Genomic DNA, 16,818 nt, shown 5'->3' with positions numbered 1-16,818 from the left:
GACACCACGACCCGCGACACCCCGGACGACGACGCCGCGAACAACGACGCCACGAACAACGACGTCGCGACACGACACGCGTTCTGTTCCGCTGCGGGTGTGACACTCGGCTGCGAGTGGGATGAAGCGTCAGGCGACCTAGTGCGCGAGGAGTGACACCGCGACGATGGTGAGGGAGACGGCCCCGAAAGCGGTGGCGAGCATCGTCAACGCGAACAGCATCCCGCCCCCGGGCAGAGCAGCGGTCGATGGCTCCGCCGCATTCGAAGCGTGCAGCGTGGCCGTCGTCTGCAGCTGTCGGCGCCGGGCCGCCAGCCAGAACGCGCATGCAGCGCCGATGCCGACCACTCCCGGCGCGAGCCCCCATGCCGCGGCGTCGGACGGCAGCAGGAGGGGGAAGATCCGCAGGGAGACGACCGAGCCGATCGCGACGGCGAGCGCAGTTCGCCGCCACGCGAGTTCCGTGCGCTCCGGCTGCAGTCCCGGATCGAACGGACCCGAGACGAGTGACCCCGGGGGGATGCGCCCCTGACCGGTCACCGCCAGAGCACCCCGGCCAGCACCAGCAGGCCCACCACCGTCACGACGACCGCGAGCACGATCGCAGAGAAGGCTCCGGGCAGTGGGCGCGACTGGCGCAGAGCGCGCTCCGCACGCATCCACTCCCACCAGGCGAGGGGCGCGACCGCCGTGCCGGTGATCATCAGCAGCAGTGAGGCTGCGAGACGGAACCCGGCATGCAGATCGAGGCCCAGTACTTCGAGGGCGACGCCACCCGCGATCAGCGCGAGTCCCGTGCGGGTCCAGGCGAGGAATGTGCGCTCGTTCGCCAGGGAGAAACGCGGATCGGGTTCTTCTCCGATGCCGTACACCGAGGCGGGAAAACGTCGCATCGCCTCATCGTAGCGGCGGGGTGCGGCGATCGCGGGGGAGCGGCCTTCGTCAGGAGATCGTGATCTCGAACCCGGTCGCGGTGGGGGTCACGGCCACCTGCGAGAGATCCGCGACCAGGACGGTCAGGTTGTGTGCTGCCGCGTGCTTCCCGACACCGACGACCCGCATGCCGGCCGCGAGACCCGCTTGGATTCCTGCGCCGGAGTCCTCGAACACGACGCAGTCCGCGGGATCGATCCCCAGCAGACCCGCCGCGCGGACGAACCCCTCGGGATCGGGCTTGGAGGCGGACACGTCCTCGGCGGTCACGCTGTGCTCGGGGACGGTGAGCCCGGCGGCCTGCATCCGTGCGGTCATGAGAGCGACGTTGGCGGACGTGACGATCGCGTGCGGGAACGGCTGCAGCGCTTCGAGCAGCTCGCGTGCGCCCGGGATCTCGATCACCCCGTCGACATCACCCGCCTCCGTGGCGAGCATGATCTCGTTCTCGTGGAGGTTGATGGCATGGTCGCGCTCGGGCAGCATGATCGCCATGCTCTGGTGGCCCTGGCGGCCGTGCACGACGCGGAGCACCGTCTCGGGGTCGATGCCGTGCGGCTCGGCCCAGGCGAGCCAGAGCCGCTCCACGACAGCTGTCGAATCGACGAGGGTCCCGTCCATGTCGAGAAGGACGGCGCGGGCGGCGAGAGTCTGAGGCACCCCTCCAGGCTAGTGCGGGCCGGATCGGATGCCGCCGACTCCTATGATGTGCACCGGGAGGCACGGACGATGAATGCGCTCGCGAAGAGAGTCGTGCAGGTGCTGCGGCAGGTGCGGGGTCCGGAGACGGCGGATGCCGTGTTCGAGGCGACCGCGCTGATCGTCGGCGCCGGCTTCCTCGTGATCGGCTTCGTCGTCGCGCTCCCGGTGTTCTGGGGGCATGAGCTGGCGATCAGCGGCAGCGGTTCGATCGGTGTGTTCGCGGCGTTCGGCGGAGCGATCACTGCGGCCATCGCCTTCGCCCTCGGGCGCTTCGCGGTGCGGCCAGAACAGGTGGATCCGGGCGCCGTCCGCGACGGCTTCACCGTGCCGGGAGACCGATTGCGCTGGTACGACCTCGCCGCCATCGCGTTCGCGCACGCCGCGATCGCCTACCTGGGCTGGCTCGGCATCGCGGAGCTTCTCGAACGGAGCTTCACGGATGCGCCGGTGTTCGCCTTCCCCGGCGCGGTACTGGTGGCGGTCGCCTTCGCCCTGACCGGCTACGTCTGCTTTCTCAGCGCGGTGGCCCTCACGCCCATGGTCCTCTCGCTGGTGCTCGCCGTCTTCCTCGTCGTCGGCGCCTTCGCCAGCATGCTCGCCTCCAGCGATGTGCACTGGTGGCGCGACAACCTGTCGGCGCTGGGGATGAGCAGCAACAGCTCGTCCGTCGCCTTCAACGCGACCCTGATCATCGCCGGTGTCATGGTGACGACCATCGCCCGCTACGCGACGGCCGGACTCCCCGCCGACGATCCCGCCGACCGCCGCGGACGGTTCCTGGTGCGCGGCGGACTGATCCTCCTGGGGATCTTCCTCGCGTGCGTCGGGCTGTTCCCCGTCGACGAGTTCTTCCTCCTGCACAACACCGTCGCGACCGGCATGACCGTCGTGTTCGGTGTCGTCATGGTGGGACTGCCGTGGCTCCTGCCCAGCATTCCGAAGGTGTTCGTGGGCTTCGGCTGGGCGTTCGTGCTGGTGATCATCCTGCTCGCCGCGTTCTTCGCGGTCGGCTACTACAACCTCACGGCGGTCGAACTCATCGCCGCGGTGCTGATCTTCAGCTGGATCATCGTCTTCCTGCGCACGGCGGGCTCGATCGGAGCAGTGCCGCCCGCCCGCGCCGACGAGATCGGGGAGGCGCTCACCGCAGGCTGACAGGGTCTTCCCGTCGTCTGCGCTGCGTGATCAGTCGCGGAGCTCTTGCATCGCCTCGCGCGTGCGACGCAGAGCGTCCACGGTCTCGTTGAACCTCCGCTTGGCGACCCCGACGAACAGCCAATCCACGAGCGTGAGCTGTGCGATGCGACTGACCATCGCGCCCGCGCGGAACGACGACTCCCGCACCTCGGTGAACAGGGCGTGGTCGGCTGCCCGGGCGAGCGGCGAGTCCTTCGCCGAGGTCACCGCGATCGTCGCCGCTCCGTTCCGGCGCGCGGTCCCGAGGAAGCGCACCGTCTCGATCGTGGCGCCGGAGTGCGAGAACCCGATCGCAACCGTCGGTGCCGTCTGCAGCACGGTGGCGGCGACAGCCTCATGCGGGTCGGCGAGCACGTGGGCGTTGCGCCCGACGCGGAGGAGCTTGTGCGCGAGGTCCTCGGCGACGAACTGGCTGGCGCCGATTCCGTAGAGGAGGATGCGGTCGGCGCCGTCGATCGCGGTGATCGCGGCCTCGAGCACGTCGAAGTCGAGCCGGGCGACCGTCTCCTCGATCGCCAGTAGTTCGAGGGCCGCGAGCTTCGACACGGCCTCCTGCAGAGTGTCCGCATCGGAGATCTCCGACCCGAAGGCGCCCCGGGCGGAGAACTGCGCGGCCTCCTTGCCGAGCTCGGTCGCCAGAGCCATCCGCAGCGCGGCGTAGCCGCTGAAACCGATCGCCCGGCAGAAGCGCACCACGGATGCCACCGACGTCCGACACTCCTGGGCCAGCTCGTTGATCGTCATGTCGATCACGATCGACGGTTGCTCACGGATCGCCGCCGCGATGCGGGAGAGCGAAGGCGGCAACGTGGAAGCCGCGGCTTCGATGGTCGATTGGATGCTCACGCGGCCCTCCGGTCGTACGGGTTCCGGGATGTCCCGCGAACGCAGCAGCGGGATGGTAAATTCTTTCCGCTGATTCTACTTCGTATGTAGTCTCTTTCCATAGCTCTGCGACCGCGTCCGTGAGGAGAACCGATGCATGACCATCCGATCGCCTGCGTCGACCTCGGCAAATCCCGCTGCCGCATCACGATCAGCGGTGACGACGGGCGGAGGGAACGATCCGGCGTCGGAGCCCCCGGTCTCGCGGCGGCCGACGGCGTCAGCGCAGCGTTCGACGCGATCATCCCCCTGCTCGAGGGCGTCTCCGGTCTGGAACGGATCGGCGTCGGGGCTGCCGGGGCCTGGCTCGCGCCGGAAGCCGCCCGCGACCTGGCCGAACGACTCGCCGTCGCGACGGCTGCGCGCACCGTCGTGGCCTCCGATGTGGTCACCGCCCACGCGGGAGCGCTCGACGGCGGAACCGGCGTGCTCCTCATCGCGGGGACCGGCGCCGCCGCCCTCGGCATCGACGACGACGGCGCACGACTCGTCGACGGCTGGGGTCCCGAACTCGGCGACTTCGGCAGCGGCTCCTGGCTCGGACGCGAGGCGCTGCGCGCGGTGCTGCGTGCCGCTGACGGACTCGCTGCGCAGACCGGCCTCACCGACGCGATCGCGGGTCCGGTGGGCGCCGTGTCCGACATCCAGGAGTGGATCGCCCGGAGTGAGCCGTTGCCACGGCGCCTCGCGACGCTGGCGCCTCTCGTCCTCGACGCGGCGGAGGCCGGTGACGACGTCGCCCTCCAGATCGGGACGGAAGCCGTACACCTGCTCACCGCCACGGCTGTCGCCGCCTCCTCACTGGCAAGCGACGTCGCACTGCATGGCGGCCTCACCGGCCATGACTGGTTCCGCGTCTCCCTCACCTCCTCGCTGCACGCTGCCGGTCGCCGGGTGATCCCCGCGGTCGGCGATGCCCTCGACGGTGCGCTGCTGATCGCACGCCGCACCGACCTCCCTCACGAAAGGTTCGTCCACCGTGCCGAATGACGACTCGCGTCTCGCCTCCCTCCTCTCCGTGCTTGAAGGCCTCGGCACCGAGGCGTCCACGACCGAGCGCGGGGATCTCGACCTGTTGAGCACGGCCGAGCTCGTGCGTCGGATGAACGCCGAGGACCGTCGGGTCCCCGAGGCGGTCGCCGAACGGGCGGACGAGATCGCGACGGTCGTCGACGCGATCACGGAGCGGTTCCGGCGCGGCGGTCGGCTCATCTATATCGGGGCCGGCACGGCGGGACGCATCGGCGTGCTCGATGCCAGCGAATGCCCGCCCACGTTCGGCACGGATCCGTCGATGGTGGTCGGGCTGATCGCCGGCGGAGAGATCGCGATCCGCTCCGCCGTGGAGAACGCGGAGGACGACGCGGAGGCGGCGGGCGAGTCCCTCCGCGAACTCGGACTCTCCGCCGATGACACGGTGGTCGGTATCTCGGCCTCCGGACGCACGCCCTATGTCGTCGGCGGGCTGAACTACGCCCGCAGCGTCGGCGCGTTCACGGCGGCGATCGCCTCGAACGCGGACTCCGAGATCGGGGCCGCGGCCGAAGTCGCCATCGAGGTCGTGACCGGGCCGGAGTTCATCTCCGGGTCGACGCGACTCAAGGCCGGCACCGCGCAGAAGCTCGTCGTGAACATGCTCACGACCCTGTCGATGATCAAGCTCGGCAAGACCTACCGCGGGGTGATGGTGGACCTCCTCGCCACGAACGAGAAGCTCCACGCCCGTTCCGTCCGCACCGTGTCGCAGCTCGCGGACGTCGACATCGACGTCGCGGCCGCCGCGCTGCAGGGGGCTGACGGCTCGGTGAAGCGCGCGCTGCTGATGCTGGCGGTCGATGCCACTCCGCAAGACGCGGCGGCTGCGCTCGACGAGGCCGACGGGGTGCTCCGCGACGCGATCGCCGCTCTCGCCTGACTCGGAGGAGCCGTGCGGTCAACCGCTCAATAGGATGCGGGTGTGGATGATCTCGTGCCGGCGGCGCCCTGGCTGCTGACGGCGGCGGCGGTCATCGCGGCGGCGGCGTCCCTCGCTGCGGGACGAGCGGTTCCGTGGCAGGGTCGCCAGGTGGTCCTGGTGATGGCTGCGGCGATGCTGGTGACGGCGATCACGGACGGTGCGCCGACGGTGGGACTCGTGCTCGGGGCTGTGCTGCTGCTCTCGGCCATGCTCGGCACCGTGGGTGTCCGCGGCACGAGGGACGCTGCCGGGTGCTTCCGCCGAGCTCTCGTCGCGCTGCTCCTCGCCGTCTGCTCGTTCGAGAGCGTGGCGACGGGTACGGCGCCTGATCCGGGAGCGCACGGGGGACACGGCGGGCTCTCGGGGCTGATGGCGGTGCTCGTGGTCGCCGGGGTGATCGGCGTCGTGCTGTGGAACGTCATCGAATCCTGGATCGTCGAGCCCGTGCATCACGGTCGCGTCGCGCGGTTCGTGATGATCGAGTCGTGGGCGCTCGCGGCCGGTGCCGTCGTGATGTGCCTCGGCACATGAGCGTGCCCGCGGACCCGCGGGAGTCCGTCCGGTAGCGTGGCCGGATGCCCCTCGCCCTGATCACCGGCGCCGCCCGCGCGAACAGCATCGCCGCCGGCATCGTTCCGCGCCTGCGCGCGGCCGGCTGGACCGTCGTGACCAGCGACCTCCGCGACGCCGACCACCCCGCCGACCTGTCGACCCCGGATGGGCCCGAAGCTCTGGTCGCCGAGGTCGTGGCGGCGCACGGTCCGATCTCCGCGCTCATCCTCAGCCATGCGCACGACGTGCAATCCGGCATCCTCGACACCACGGCCGAGAGCTTCGACCTGCACGTCGCTGTGAACGCACGGGCGAGCCTGCTGCTGATCGCGGCATTCGCGCGGCAGGTCGGCGATGACGGGGGAGTGATCCTCGCCCTCACCAGCGACCACGTGACGGGAAATCTGCCGTACGGCGCTTCCAAGGGCGCTCTCGACCGGCTGGTCATCTCGGCAGCCCGCGAGCTGGGACCACGCGGGATCTCGGCGAACGTGCTGAACCCCGGGCCCATCGACACCGGCTGGATGGACGACGAGACGCGCACGGGACTGGCCGGGATGACGCCGCTCGGGCAGCTCGGGCAGCCCGCCGACGTGGCCGCGGTGGTGGAGTTCCTCGTGTCGGACGAGGGCCGCTGGATCTCCGGACAGTTGCTCAAGTCGGACGGGGCGTTCTCGGCGCAGTACTGACGAGGCGCGCTCTGACCGACTCCGGTCGATGCGCGCGCCGCCGATTCGGCTCGTCAACTCGCGGCTTGTACTCTGGTGGCATCCCCCGATCCACCCGGCACACTCGCGCGCCGGCGATCTCGGCGCGCGCTCACACATGCAAGGATGCAGATGAACGATTCCGCGGCACACCGCGACGACTGGGCTGAGAGCGAAGAGCTGGCGGAGCGGATGATCCCGCTCATCGGGGCTCTTCGACGCGAACACGATGTGGTCACCTCGCTGCACGGGCACCGACTGCTCGGACTCTCGGCGACGGGACTGGTCGAGGTGCACGAGCGCGTCGCCCAGCTCGGACACGAGCGGCTCCCGATCGAAGACACCCTCGCCGTACTGGAGGCGATCCACGCCCTCGCCCCCGGCGCCTCCTCCCTCGACGTCGCGCGCCTGGTCGCCGGGCACGCCGAGAGCGACCAGTCGCTGGAGAACTACCTCGCCGAGGAGCTCGCACCCGCCAGGGGAGCCGTCGCCGCCGAGCCCACCGACGTGGTGCTGTACGGCTTCGGACGCATCGGGCGCCTCCTCGCCCGCATCCTCATCGCCCACACCGGCGGCGGCAGCGGACTGCGGCTGCGCGCCATCGTCGTCCGCCGCGGTGCGGAGAACGACCTCGCGAAGCGCGCCTCGCTGCTGCTGCGTGATTCGGTGCACGGCCGCTTCGCCGGCTCTGTCACCGTCGACGAGGAGGCGGAGCAGATCATCGCGAACGGCACCCCCATCCAGGTGATCTACTCCGACGACCCGGCATCCATCGACTACACCGCCTACGGCATCCATGACGCGATCGTCGTCGACAACACCGGACGCTGGCGCGACGAGGAAGGCCTCTCGCAGCACCTGCGCTCGACGGGCGTCGCCCGCGTGCTGCTCACGGCGCCCGGCAAGAGCCCGCTCAAGAACATCGTGCACGGCATCAACGACGAGACGATCGCGGACTCCGACCGCATCCTCTCCGCGGCTTCCTGCACCACGAACGCCATCACACCCGTCCTGGCCGCGATCGACGAGGCGTACGGCGTGGTCAAGGGCCACGTCGAGACGGTGCACTCGTTCACGAACGACCAGAACCTGATCGACAACTTCCACAAGGGCGACCGCCGCGGCCGCTCTGCGGTGCTCAACATGGTCATCACCGAGACCGGAGCCGCGAAGGCCGTCGCCAAGGCGCTGCCGCAGCTGGAGGGCAAGCTCACCGGCAGCTCGATCCGCGTGCCCACGCCCGACGTGTCGCTCGCGGTGCTGCACCTCACCATCGAGCGCCCGGCCACCAAGGAGCAGGTCAACGACTACCTGCGCCGCGTCTCGCTGCACTCGAAGCTGCGCCAGCAGATCGACTACGTCGAGAGCCCCGACGTCGTCTCCACCGACTTCGTCGGCTCGCACCGCGCCGGCATCGTCGACGGTCTCGCCACGATCGCCGACGAGGACACCCTGATCCTCTACGTCTGGTACGACAACGAGTTCGGCTACTCGTGCCAGGTGATCCGCGTGCTCGAGGTCATGGCGGGCTCGCACCCGATCGTGCTGCCCGAGCGCCGCGAGGTGACGCTGCAGAGCTGAGGCTCCTCTGCGCCGCGTCGGTGGTGCCCGGCATGATGGGGGGATGAAGACCGCGACCCTGCTCGCCGAGCGCCTCCGATCGCACCGTCTGAGCGCGCCGACGCGCACGGTGGCGGATGCGGCGCATCACATGCTGGCGGTGCAGAGTCAGGACTTCACCGCGGGTCGCTGGGCCCTCGCCGCGCGCACCCGCGGGCCGGTGCGTCTGCGCGATGTCGACCGTGCCTTCGACCGCGGCGACCTCGTGCGGGCGTGGACCATGCGCGGCACGCTGCACACGGTGCCGGCGCGTGACCTGGGGTGGATGCTCGAGGTCACCGCCGCCCGACAGCGACAGCAGGCGGCCTCTCGACATCGCGACCTGGGCATCGACGACGACATGGTCGCGACGGCGGCGCGGGCGCTCACGCCGCAGCTGCGCGACGGCGGCCGCACGCGCGCCGAGGTGTTCGAGATCCTCGAGGGCGTCGGCATCGACCCCACGGGGCAGCGCGGCATCCATCTGCTCTTCACCCTCACGATCGACGGCCTCATCTGTCAGGGACCCGTCGTCGCGCGGACGGGCATCACCCGAGACCAGCGGTTCGTGCTGGTCGACGAGCATATCCGCGAGCACACGCGCCCGGCCGACCCGCTTGCCGAGCTGTTCGTGCGGTACATCGACGGACACGGACCGGCGGGCGTCGCCGACTTCGCGTGGTGGTCGGGACTCACGCTCGGGCAGTCACGCGAGGCGGTCGAGCGCGCAGCCGGACGGGTCGACGAGGTGGACGAAGGGCTGTTCGTGTCGCTTCAGCGTCCGCGGCGCGCGACGGGCGCGGCGACGGTCCACGCCCTCGGTGCCTTCGACGAGTACTACATCTCCTACGCCGACCGCGCGACCGTGTGCGCGCCCGAGCACCTCGCGATCGTCGGTCCGGGCAAGAACGGCATGGTGCGCGCAACGATCGTCGAACAGGGACGCGTCATCGGATGCTGGACGCACGCGAGCGCGACCCGCGACCTGCCGCCGGAGCTGTTCGTGGAGCCCGCCGAGCCGGCAGCCGTGGAGGCCGCGCTGGCGCGATTCGCCTTCTTCGCCGGCGACTGAGCGCGTCGCCGGCGAAGAAAGCGGTCACCGAGAGGCGAGCACGGCCTCCGCGGGGGCGGCGAGCGCGGCGATCTCGGGAGCCAGCGCGATGAGGCGCTCGTTGGCCTCGGGCTCGGCGACGGTCGCCCGGAGCCCCTCGCCCGGGAACGGTCGCACGAGCAGGCCGTGACGTTCCAACAGCTCGGCGGCAGCGGACGTGGCATCACCGAGGGGAAGCCAGACGAAATTGCCCTTACTCTCGGGCAGTGACAGGCCGGAGGCGGTGAAGGCGGCGACGACGCGCTCCCGCTCGACGACGAGTTCGGCGACCCTGGCCTCGAGCTCGTCCTCGGCGGCGAGGGAGGCGATCGCGGCGGTCTGCGCCAGGTCGGTCACGCCGAACGGGATCGCGACCTTGCGCAGCGCGATGCCGAGCTGCTCGGGGGTGATCGCGTAGCCGATGCGCATGCCGGCCAGGCCGTAGGCCTTCGAGAAGGTGTGCGCGACGGCGACGTTCGGGTAGCGGCGGAAGTACTCGATGCCGACGGGGGAGTCGTCGCGGTCGTTGAACTGCACGTACGCCTCGTCGATCACGACGACGATGTGCGACGGGACCTGGGCGAGGAACCGGTCGAGCTCGGCGTCGCCGATCGTGGTCCCGGTCGGGTTGTTGGGGTTGCACACCAGGATCAGGCGCGTGCGGTCGGTGATGGCCGCCCGCATCGCATCGAGGTCGTGCCGGTGGTCGTCCGTGAGGGGAACCATAACGGGCACGGCTCCGGCCGCGCGAGCGAGCATCGGATACGCCTCGAAGGACCGCCAGGCGAACAGGATCTCATCGCCCTCACCGGCCGTCGCGCGCATCAGCTGCGAGACGACCTCGACGGATCCGCTGCCGAGCACGACGTTCACCGGCTCGACGCCGAACCGCTCGCACAGCACCGCGGTGAGGGCGGTCGCCGCGGTCTCGGGGTAGCGGTTGATGTGCGCGAGCCGGTCGGCGATGGCCGCGGTCACCGACGGGAGCGGGGGATAGGGGTTCTCGTTCGACGACACCTTGAACACCGGTCCAGTGGTCTCCGCCTGCGGCGCGGCCTTCCCCGGGGTGTATCCGGGGATCGCGTTCAGGTCCTCCCGCAGTCTCAGCTCCGACATCCGTTCCGCCTCTCTCATCATCCGCTCGTGCGGCACCCGTCCGTCCGTTTGACAGTGCCGGGCATCATCCATACTATCGCAATTGAATATATCGAATGTGGTCAATTCGGTCGATGAAGGCCGGAACGACGGAAGGAGCGGAGCGACGGTGCCCCAGTCTGCGGTGGATTCCCCGGAAGCGTCCCTCGCCCTGCGCGTGCGGGCGATGCGGTGGGAGGCGCGGGACGTGCTGTCCCTCGAACTCGACGACCCGACGGGCGCGCCCCTGCCCGCGTGGGAGCCCGGCGCGCACATCGACCTCCGCTTCGCGAACGGAGTGGAGCGCCAGTATTCGCTGTGCTCCGCCCCCGACGATCGCACTGCCTGGCGCGTCGCGATCCTGGCCGAGAGCCCGAGTCGCGGCGGGTCCCGCTACGTGCACCAGAGTCTCCGGGTCGGCGAAATCGTGACCGTCTCGGCCCCGATCAACCACTTCGCGCTCGCCCCCGCATCGGAGTACGTGTTCGTCGCGGGCGGCATCGGCATCACGCCGATCCTGCCGATGCTGGCCGAGGCCGTCCGCCGAGGGATCCCGTGGCGCCTGGCGTACCTCGGCTCGACGGAGGAGCGGATGGCGTTCCTCCGCCACCCCCAGCTGGCCGGGGGCGAGACGCTCCTGGTCCGTGGCGACGCCGACGAGCGACTCGACCTCGCCGCCTGGATCGGCGTCCCCTCCGCCGGGACCGCCGTGTACGCGTGCGGCCCCGAACGCATGCTGGATGCCCTCGAAGCGCTCAGCCTCGACTGGCCGCACGGCGCCTTGCATCTCGAGCGCTTCCAGCCGAAGACGTTCGGCGAGTCGCAGGGTGCCGACACCTTCGAGGTCGTGGCGACCAGGTCCGACCTCGTCGTCACGGTCGACCGCGGCTGCAGCATCCTCGAGATGCTCGAGAATGCCGGGATCGGGGTGCCGAGTTCCTGTCTCGAGGGCGTCTGCGGCACCTGCGAGACGGCCGTGATCGACGGCGCCCCCGAGCACCGGGACTCGATCCTCACCCCCGACGAGCGCGAGAGCAACGAGACGATGATGATCTGCGTGTCCCGCTCTCTCGGCGAGCGTCTCGTCCTCGACATCTGACCCCCGCACGAACGGAGCGAACATGGACACCGGAACCGCATACGGCCTACGCCTCGGGCAGCCGCTCAACGAGCTCGCCCAGGTCGGCCCCGGCACCCCCTACGGCGAGGTGCTGCGCCGCTACTGGCACCCGGTCGCGAAGGTCGAGGATGCGACGACGCGCCCGATCTCGCTGCAGGTGCTGGGCGAGGAGCTCGTGCTCTTCCGCACCCGCAAGGGCAAGGCCGGCCTGCTGCACCCGCGCTGCATCCACCGCGGCGCCTCGTTGTTCTACGGCGGCGTCGAAGAGGAGGGCATCCGCTGCTGCTACCACGGGTGGGTGTTCGATACCGAGGGGCACTGCCTCGAGCAGCCGTGCGAGCCCGAACTGGGCCTCCACCGCGATCGTGTGCGCCAGCCCTGGTACCCGGTCGAGGAGCAGTACGGCCTGATCTGGGCGTACCTGGGCCCGCCCGAGAAGAAGCCCGTGCTTCCGCGCTACGACACCCTCGAGGAGCTGGCCGACGACGAGCAGCTGATCGTCAACGACCAGGGCGTGGGCGGCGGCGGACCCGCCCAGCTCGACTTCAACTGGCTGCAGCACTGGGAGAACGTGATGGACCCGTTCCACGTGCCGATCCTGCACGCGCGCTTCAGCGGCAACCAGTTCACGCCCGAGATGGCGCTCATCCCCGAGGTCAGCTACGAGTACACGCCGCTCGGCGTGCGCAGCATCCAGATGCGCGAGCTCGGCGACGGTCGTCAGCTGCGCCGCGTCACCGAGGTCATCTTCCCGAACCTGCGGGTCGTCGCCAGCCCGAAGCTCAGCTCGGGACAGACGAACATGATCGGCTGGGTCGTGCCGATGGACGACACGAACTTCCGCATCTTCACGGTGGCGCGCGACGCCGATCCCGACTTCCTCGCGAAGCTCCGCTCCACGCACGAGGGCAAGCCGTGGAAGGAGCTCACCGACCTCGAGCATCAGCGCCTCCCCGGTGACTACGAGGCGCAGAAGTCGCAGGGTGCCATCTCGCTGCACTCCGAGGATCACCTCACGACCACCGATCAGGGCATCGCGATGATCCGGCGGATGATGGCCAAGCAGCACCGCGCGGTCGCAGCCGGCGGCGACCCGGTGGGTGTGAGCTTCGACGAGTCGGAGCGGCTGGTGCGCATCGAGGGCGGCAACTACTTCGAGGGCGCCGCAGACGCGCCGCTGCTCGCCGACGCGGTGGACGACTGACATGGCGAAGTACACGGCGCGACCGCCGCGCGGAGACCGCCCGGTCCTCGTGCTGGGGATCAGCGACGTGTTCGTGATCGAGGGCGAGCCCTCGGTCCCGGTGAGCATGCACCACCTCTCCGCCTGGGGCCGGTGGGTTCGCGACGTCGCCATCCCGGATTCGGCGGCCCGGCGCCTGCACGAGCTGGCCGAGCACTTCGACATCGTCTGGGCATCCGAGTGGGGACACAACGCGCACACGGCGTTCCGCGGGCCGCTCGAGTTGCCGGAGGAGCCCTGGCCCTTCCTGCCCGTGCAGTTCGACAAGCTCGCGCACATCCGCCGCTATGCCGACGGTCTGCCGTGGGTCTGGGTCGACGATCCTCTGGTGGATCTCAGCGGGGAGCCGCCGGAGTGCGAGGACGGGATCGTCGTGCGGGTCGACCCCGCGGCGGGCATCCTCAGCCTCGACCTCGAGGATCTGCTGACACGGACGCGCGCGCTCGTCGAGCGGCGCGCGGGAGAGAACACGATGAACACCAGCGAGGAGCGACGATGAGCGCAGACGTCGCGATCATCGGCGGACGCGTGGTCACCGGCCTCGGTGAGGAGCTCGACGGCGGCACGGTGCTCGTGTCGGGCGGCCGCATCGAGGCGGTCGGTGTCGGGATCTCCGTGCCGGACGGTGCGCGGGTGATCGATGCCACGGGGTGCTGGGTCCTGCCCGGACTCATCGATCCGCACAGCCACATCGGCGTGCACGAGGAGGCGAACGGCCCCGCGGGCTTCGACGGCAGCGAGGTGTCGTCGCCCGTGACCGCCGGGGTGCGGGCGATCGATGCGATCAACATCGAGGACATGGCGTTCGCGGATGCGTTGGCGGGCGGCATCACGGCTGTGGTCGTGAAGCCGGGGTCGGGGAATCCGATCGGCGGGCAGAGTGTGGCGATCAAGACCGCCGGCGGACGCTCGGTCGACGAGCAGGTGATCCGTGCGGCGCTCGGCATGAAATCGGCGCTCGGCGAGAATCCGAAGCAGGCCTACGGGGAGCGCAAGCAGCTGCCGTCGACCCGCCTCGGCATCGCGCTCGTCATCCGGCAGGCGCTCCTGGATGCGCGCGACTACGCCGACCGACGCGATCGCGCCCGCGCCGAGGGTGCACCGTTCGCGGTCGACCTGGGAAAGCAGGCGCTCACCGAGGCCCTCGACGGCACGCTCTCCTGGGAGCAGCACGCGCATCGGCACGACGACATCGCGACGGCGCTGCGCATCGCCGAGGAGTTCGGGCTGCGCCTCGTGCTCAACCACGGAACCGAGGCCCACAAGCTCGCCGGCGTGCTCGCGGAGCGCGATGTGCCCGTCATCTTCGGCCCCATGCTGTCGAGCCGATCGAAGGTCGAGGTGCGCGAGGCCGACCCGGCGAACCTCGCGACCCTCGCCGCGGCGGGAGTGCGCGTCGCCCTGACCACCGATCACCCGGTGGTTCCCATCGGGCTCCTCGCTCTGCAGGCCGCCGTCGCCGTGCGCGCCGGCCTTCCCCGCGAGACCGCCATCGCTGCCATGACCTCGGCCGCGGCCGACATCGCCGGCATCGGCGACCGCGTCGGTGCGCTGGAGGTCGGCCGCGACGCGGATGTGGTTCTGTGGACCGGAGACCCGCTCGACGTCGCCTCGACCGTGCGGGAGGTGCTCATCGACGGACGGACCGTCTACACCGCGACGAAGGAGAACTCGTGACGCTGCGCGAGGATGCCGCCCGCCTGCTGCCCGAACTGGTGGATCTGCGACGCCGTCTGCACCGCATCCCCGAGGTCGGATTCGACCTGCCGCAGACGCAGGCCGTCGTGCTCGCGGAACTCGCCGACCTCGGCCTCGAGATCACGACCGGCAGTGACTTGGGCTCGGTCACCGCGGTGCTGCGCGGGGCGGAGGACGGCCCGTCGGTGCTGCTGCGTGGCGACATGGATGCGCTGGCGATCGTCGAGGAGACCGGGCTGGAGTACGCGTCCGTGAACGGCGCCATGCACGCGTGCGGTCATGACCTCCATGTGGCCGGACTCGTCGGCGCCGCCCGGCTGCTCGCGGCACGACGGGAGAGCATCGCGGGGTCCGTCGTCTTCATGTTCCAGCCGGGCGAGGAGGCCGGCGGAGGTGCGCCGCTGATGATCCGCGACGGCGTGCTCGACGCGGCCGGCGCGAGGGTCGAAGCGGCATACGGCATCCATGTCGGTCCGGGGGAGCGCGGCACGTTCCAACTCAAAACGGGCACGATCATGGCCGGTGCGAACGTGCTGAAGGTCACCGTGCACGGTCGGGGCGGCCACGGCTCCCGCCCGCATCAGGCGGTCGACCCGGTGCCCGCGATCGCCGAGATCGTGCTGGCGCTGCAGAGCTGGGTCACCCGGCGCGTCGACGTGTTCGACCCCGTGGTGCTCTCGGTGACGAAGCTGTTCGCGAGCGAGGTCGTGAACGTGATCCCCGAGCGGGCCGGGCTGGCCGCGACGCTGCGCACGTTGTCCGAGGCCTCGATCGCACAGGCCCAGGCGGAACTTCCGCCCCTCGTCGAACGCATCGCGGCCGCGCACGGGTGCGCGGCCGATGTCGAGGTGATCATCGGCTATCCGGTGACCGTCAACACGGCGCCCGAGACCGCGGCTGCCACGGCGCTGCTCCGGCAGGAGTTCGGCGACGATCGGGTCGAAGAGCTCGCCGTGCCCTGGATGGCCTCGGAGGACTTCTCGTTCGTGCTCCGCGAAGTGCCGGGGACCTTCCTGTTCCTGAGCGCGACGCCGCCGCACGTCGATCCGGACGACATCCCGATGAACCACTCGCCGCACGCGGTCTTCGACGATGCGGTGCTCGGCGATCAGGCCGCGGCGCTGGCCGCGCTCGCTCTCCGGCACGTGTCCCGCTAGGCGCGGGCGCGATCCGGTCGCGGTGCCGAGACCGCGGTCAGCGGCCGAGCGTACGGTGGTCCAGCACGGCCTTGCGCCCGGCCTCGACGTCGCTGCTGCGGATCGCCTCGATGAGCGCCTCGTGGATGTGCAGGCGCTCGTCCGTGTCCTGGCGGAATCCGGGGACGGCCAGTGCGTCCTCGTCCGCCGCGCCGGCGGTCTCGCCCTCGATGTAGTCGACGAGGTTCAGGTAGAACGTCCGCAGCACCGCGTTCGGCGAGATTTCGGCGATGCGGCGATGCAGCCGCCAGTTGCCGTGCAGCCCCTCGATCGGGTCGTGCCAGTGGTCGGCGAGGTCGGACATGACCGCGTCGAGGTCGGCGATGTCCGCATCGGTGCGGTTCAGGACGGCATCGTGCATGACCGCCTCGTCGAGGGCGTCGAGCACCTTGATCACATCGTTGACCGGAGCGCCGGTCTGGCGCAGGCGGAGCACGCTGTGGGCGAGTCGGATGAGCGGCGACTGGTCGGCGACGAAGATGCCGCCGCCCGGGCCCGGGCGCAGGTCGACGGAGCCGCGGGCGCGCAGCACGCGCAGTGCTTCGCCGAGTGTGGCCGGCGCGACGCCGAACTGCTCGCACAGGTCCTGGCGCGTGCCGATGCGGTGGCCGGGGGTGAGGCCCTCGGACTTGATCATCGCTTCGACCTCGGTCACGACGCGGTCGGCGACGGACTGTGCGGGCGCGACACGCTGGAAGGTGCGCGCGTCATCCTGGGTGCTGGCCACGGGAGTCCTTCGGTCGGGGCAGTGTTCTGCAGCGGATCTCTCACATCCTAGAGACGCCTCGCCGCCGGGGAGCGGCGG

General features: G+C 70.4%; 18 protein-coding genes. 12 read left to right on the top strand and 6 right to left on the bottom strand.

The window, feature by feature from the left end; all coding sequences use genetic code 11:
• Nucleotides 1-138: 138 nt before the first annotated feature.
• Genes J7E45_RS04195 through J7E45_RS04185 form a run of 3 tightly spaced genes read right to left on the bottom strand, consistent with a single transcriptional unit; the run spans nucleotide 139 to nucleotide 1,593 of the window.
• Nucleotides 139-540, bottom strand: a complete 402-nt coding sequence (locus J7E45_RS04195; RefSeq protein ID WP_308162054.1) for a DUF202 domain-containing protein — start codon at nucleotides 538-540, stop codon at nucleotides 139-141.
• Complete coding sequence (locus J7E45_RS04190; RefSeq protein ID WP_091034463.1) at nucleotides 537-893, bottom strand: YidH family protein; 357 nt, start codon at nucleotides 891-893, stop codon at nucleotides 537-539. Before J7E45_RS04190 ends, J7E45_RS04195 begins: the two co-directional genes overlap by 4 nt.
• A 49-nt stretch (nucleotides 894-942) precedes the next feature.
• Complete coding sequence (locus J7E45_RS04185; RefSeq protein WP_215067228.1) at nucleotides 943-1,593, bottom strand: HAD-IA family hydrolase; 651 nt, start codon at nucleotides 1,591-1,593, stop codon at nucleotides 943-945.
• Nucleotides 1,594-1,662: 69 nt separating this feature from the next.
• On the opposite strand from J7E45_RS04185, the gene J7E45_RS04180 reads away from it, so the two are divergent.
• Complete coding sequence (locus J7E45_RS04180; protein ID WP_215067226.1) at nucleotides 1,663-2,790, top strand: DUF998 domain-containing protein; 1,128 nt, start codon at nucleotides 1,663-1,665, stop codon at nucleotides 2,788-2,790.
• Between the two features lie 30 nt (nucleotides 2,791-2,820).
• Here the strand turns inward: J7E45_RS04180 and J7E45_RS04175 are convergent, their stop codons facing one another.
• Complete coding sequence (locus J7E45_RS04175; RefSeq protein ID WP_215067224.1) at nucleotides 2,821-3,678, bottom strand: MurR/RpiR family transcriptional regulator; 858 nt, start codon at nucleotides 3,676-3,678, stop codon at nucleotides 2,821-2,823.
• A 132-nt stretch (nucleotides 3,679-3,810) separates the two neighbouring features.
• Here J7E45_RS04175 and J7E45_RS04170 point away from each other — a divergent pair, with 132 nt between their 5' ends.
• The 6 genes from J7E45_RS04170 to J7E45_RS04145 all read left to right on the top strand — a co-directional run bounded on the left by J7E45_RS04170 (nucleotide 3,811) and on the right by J7E45_RS04145 (nucleotide 9,604).
• Nucleotides 3,811-4,707, top strand: a complete 897-nt coding sequence (locus J7E45_RS04170; protein ID WP_215067223.1) for an N-acetylglucosamine kinase — start codon at nucleotides 3,811-3,813, stop codon at nucleotides 4,705-4,707.
• Nucleotides 4,697-5,632, top strand: coding sequence for an N-acetylmuramic acid 6-phosphate etherase (gene murQ, locus J7E45_RS04165; protein WP_215067221.1), 936 nt, complete (start codon nucleotides 4,697-4,699; stop codon nucleotides 5,630-5,632). The genes J7E45_RS04170 and murQ overlap by 11 nt, the downstream gene beginning before the upstream one ends.
• A 42-nt stretch (nucleotides 5,633-5,674) precedes the next feature.
• On the top strand, nucleotides 5,675-6,205 hold the full coding sequence (locus J7E45_RS04160; protein ID WP_215067219.1) for a hypothetical protein: 531 nt from the start codon (nucleotides 5,675-5,677) through the stop codon (nucleotides 6,203-6,205).
• Nucleotides 6,206-6,249: 44 nt separating this feature from the next.
• Nucleotides 6,250-6,915: an SDR family oxidoreductase gene (locus tag J7E45_RS04155; RefSeq protein ID WP_215067217.1), complete on the top strand. Its 666-nt coding sequence runs from the start codon at nucleotides 6,250-6,252 to the stop codon at nucleotides 6,913-6,915.
• A 150-nt stretch (nucleotides 6,916-7,065) separates the two neighbouring features.
• Nucleotides 7,066-8,514, top strand: a complete 1,449-nt coding sequence (locus J7E45_RS04150; RefSeq protein WP_215067215.1) for a glyceraldehyde-3-phosphate dehydrogenase — start codon at nucleotides 7,066-7,068, stop codon at nucleotides 8,512-8,514.
• Between the two features lie 43 nt (nucleotides 8,515-8,557).
• Nucleotides 8,558-9,604, top strand: coding sequence for a winged helix DNA-binding domain-containing protein (locus J7E45_RS04145; RefSeq protein WP_215067213.1), 1,047 nt, complete (start codon nucleotides 8,558-8,560; stop codon nucleotides 9,602-9,604).
• A gap of 24 nt (nucleotides 9,605-9,628) precedes the next feature.
• Here the strand turns inward: J7E45_RS04145 and hisC are convergent, their stop codons facing one another.
• On the bottom strand, nucleotides 9,629-10,738 hold the full coding sequence (gene hisC / locus J7E45_RS04140; protein WP_215067211.1) for a histidinol-phosphate transaminase: 1,110 nt from the start codon (nucleotides 10,736-10,738) through the stop codon (nucleotides 9,629-9,631).
• Between the two features lie 148 nt (nucleotides 10,739-10,886).
• On the opposite strand from hisC, the gene J7E45_RS04135 reads away from it, so the two are divergent.
• The 5 genes from J7E45_RS04135 to J7E45_RS04115 are packed head-to-tail and all read left to right on the top strand — an operon-like array spanning nucleotide 10,887 to nucleotide 15,974.
• Nucleotides 10,887-11,855 carry a PDR/VanB family oxidoreductase gene (locus tag J7E45_RS04135; RefSeq protein ID WP_244176007.1) on the top strand — a complete coding sequence of 323 codons (969 nt, stop codon included), beginning with the start codon at nucleotides 10,887-10,889 and terminating at the stop codon, nucleotides 11,853-11,855.
• A 22-nt stretch (nucleotides 11,856-11,877) separates the two neighbouring features.
• Nucleotides 11,878-13,080, top strand: coding sequence for an aromatic ring-hydroxylating dioxygenase subunit alpha (locus tag J7E45_RS04130; RefSeq protein ID WP_215067209.1), 1,203 nt, complete (start codon nucleotides 11,878-11,880; stop codon nucleotides 13,078-13,080).
• Nucleotide 13,081: 1 nt separating this feature from the next.
• Complete coding sequence (locus J7E45_RS04125; RefSeq protein ID WP_215067207.1) at nucleotides 13,082-13,618, top strand: hypothetical protein; 537 nt, start codon at nucleotides 13,082-13,084, stop codon at nucleotides 13,616-13,618.
• A complete protein-coding gene (locus J7E45_RS04120; protein ID WP_215067204.1) occupies nucleotides 13,615-14,796 on the top strand; it encodes an amidohydrolase in 1,182 nt (393 codons plus the stop codon). Before J7E45_RS04125 ends, J7E45_RS04120 begins: the two co-directional genes overlap by 4 nt.
• Nucleotides 14,793-15,974: a M20 family metallopeptidase gene (locus J7E45_RS04115; RefSeq protein WP_215067202.1), complete on the top strand. Its 1,182-nt coding sequence runs from the start codon at nucleotides 14,793-14,795 to the stop codon at nucleotides 15,972-15,974. The genes J7E45_RS04120 and J7E45_RS04115 overlap by 4 nt, the downstream gene beginning before the upstream one ends.
• A 37-nt stretch (nucleotides 15,975-16,011) precedes the next feature.
• Here the strand turns inward: J7E45_RS04115 and J7E45_RS18150 are convergent, their stop codons facing one another.
• Nucleotides 16,012-16,740: a FadR/GntR family transcriptional regulator gene (locus J7E45_RS18150; protein ID WP_091034423.1), complete on the bottom strand. Its 729-nt coding sequence runs from the start codon at nucleotides 16,738-16,740 to the stop codon at nucleotides 16,012-16,014.
• Nucleotides 16,741-16,818: the final 78 nt, after the last annotated feature.

This window comes from Microbacterium sp. ISL-59, assembly GCF_018613945.1.
GTDB classification, from domain to species: domain Bacteria; phylum Actinomycetota; class Actinomycetes; order Actinomycetales; family Microbacteriaceae; genus Microbacterium; species Microbacterium oxydans_B.
Note: the sequence above shows the minus strand (reverse complement) of the source record. Positions and strands in the feature narration are given on the sequence as shown.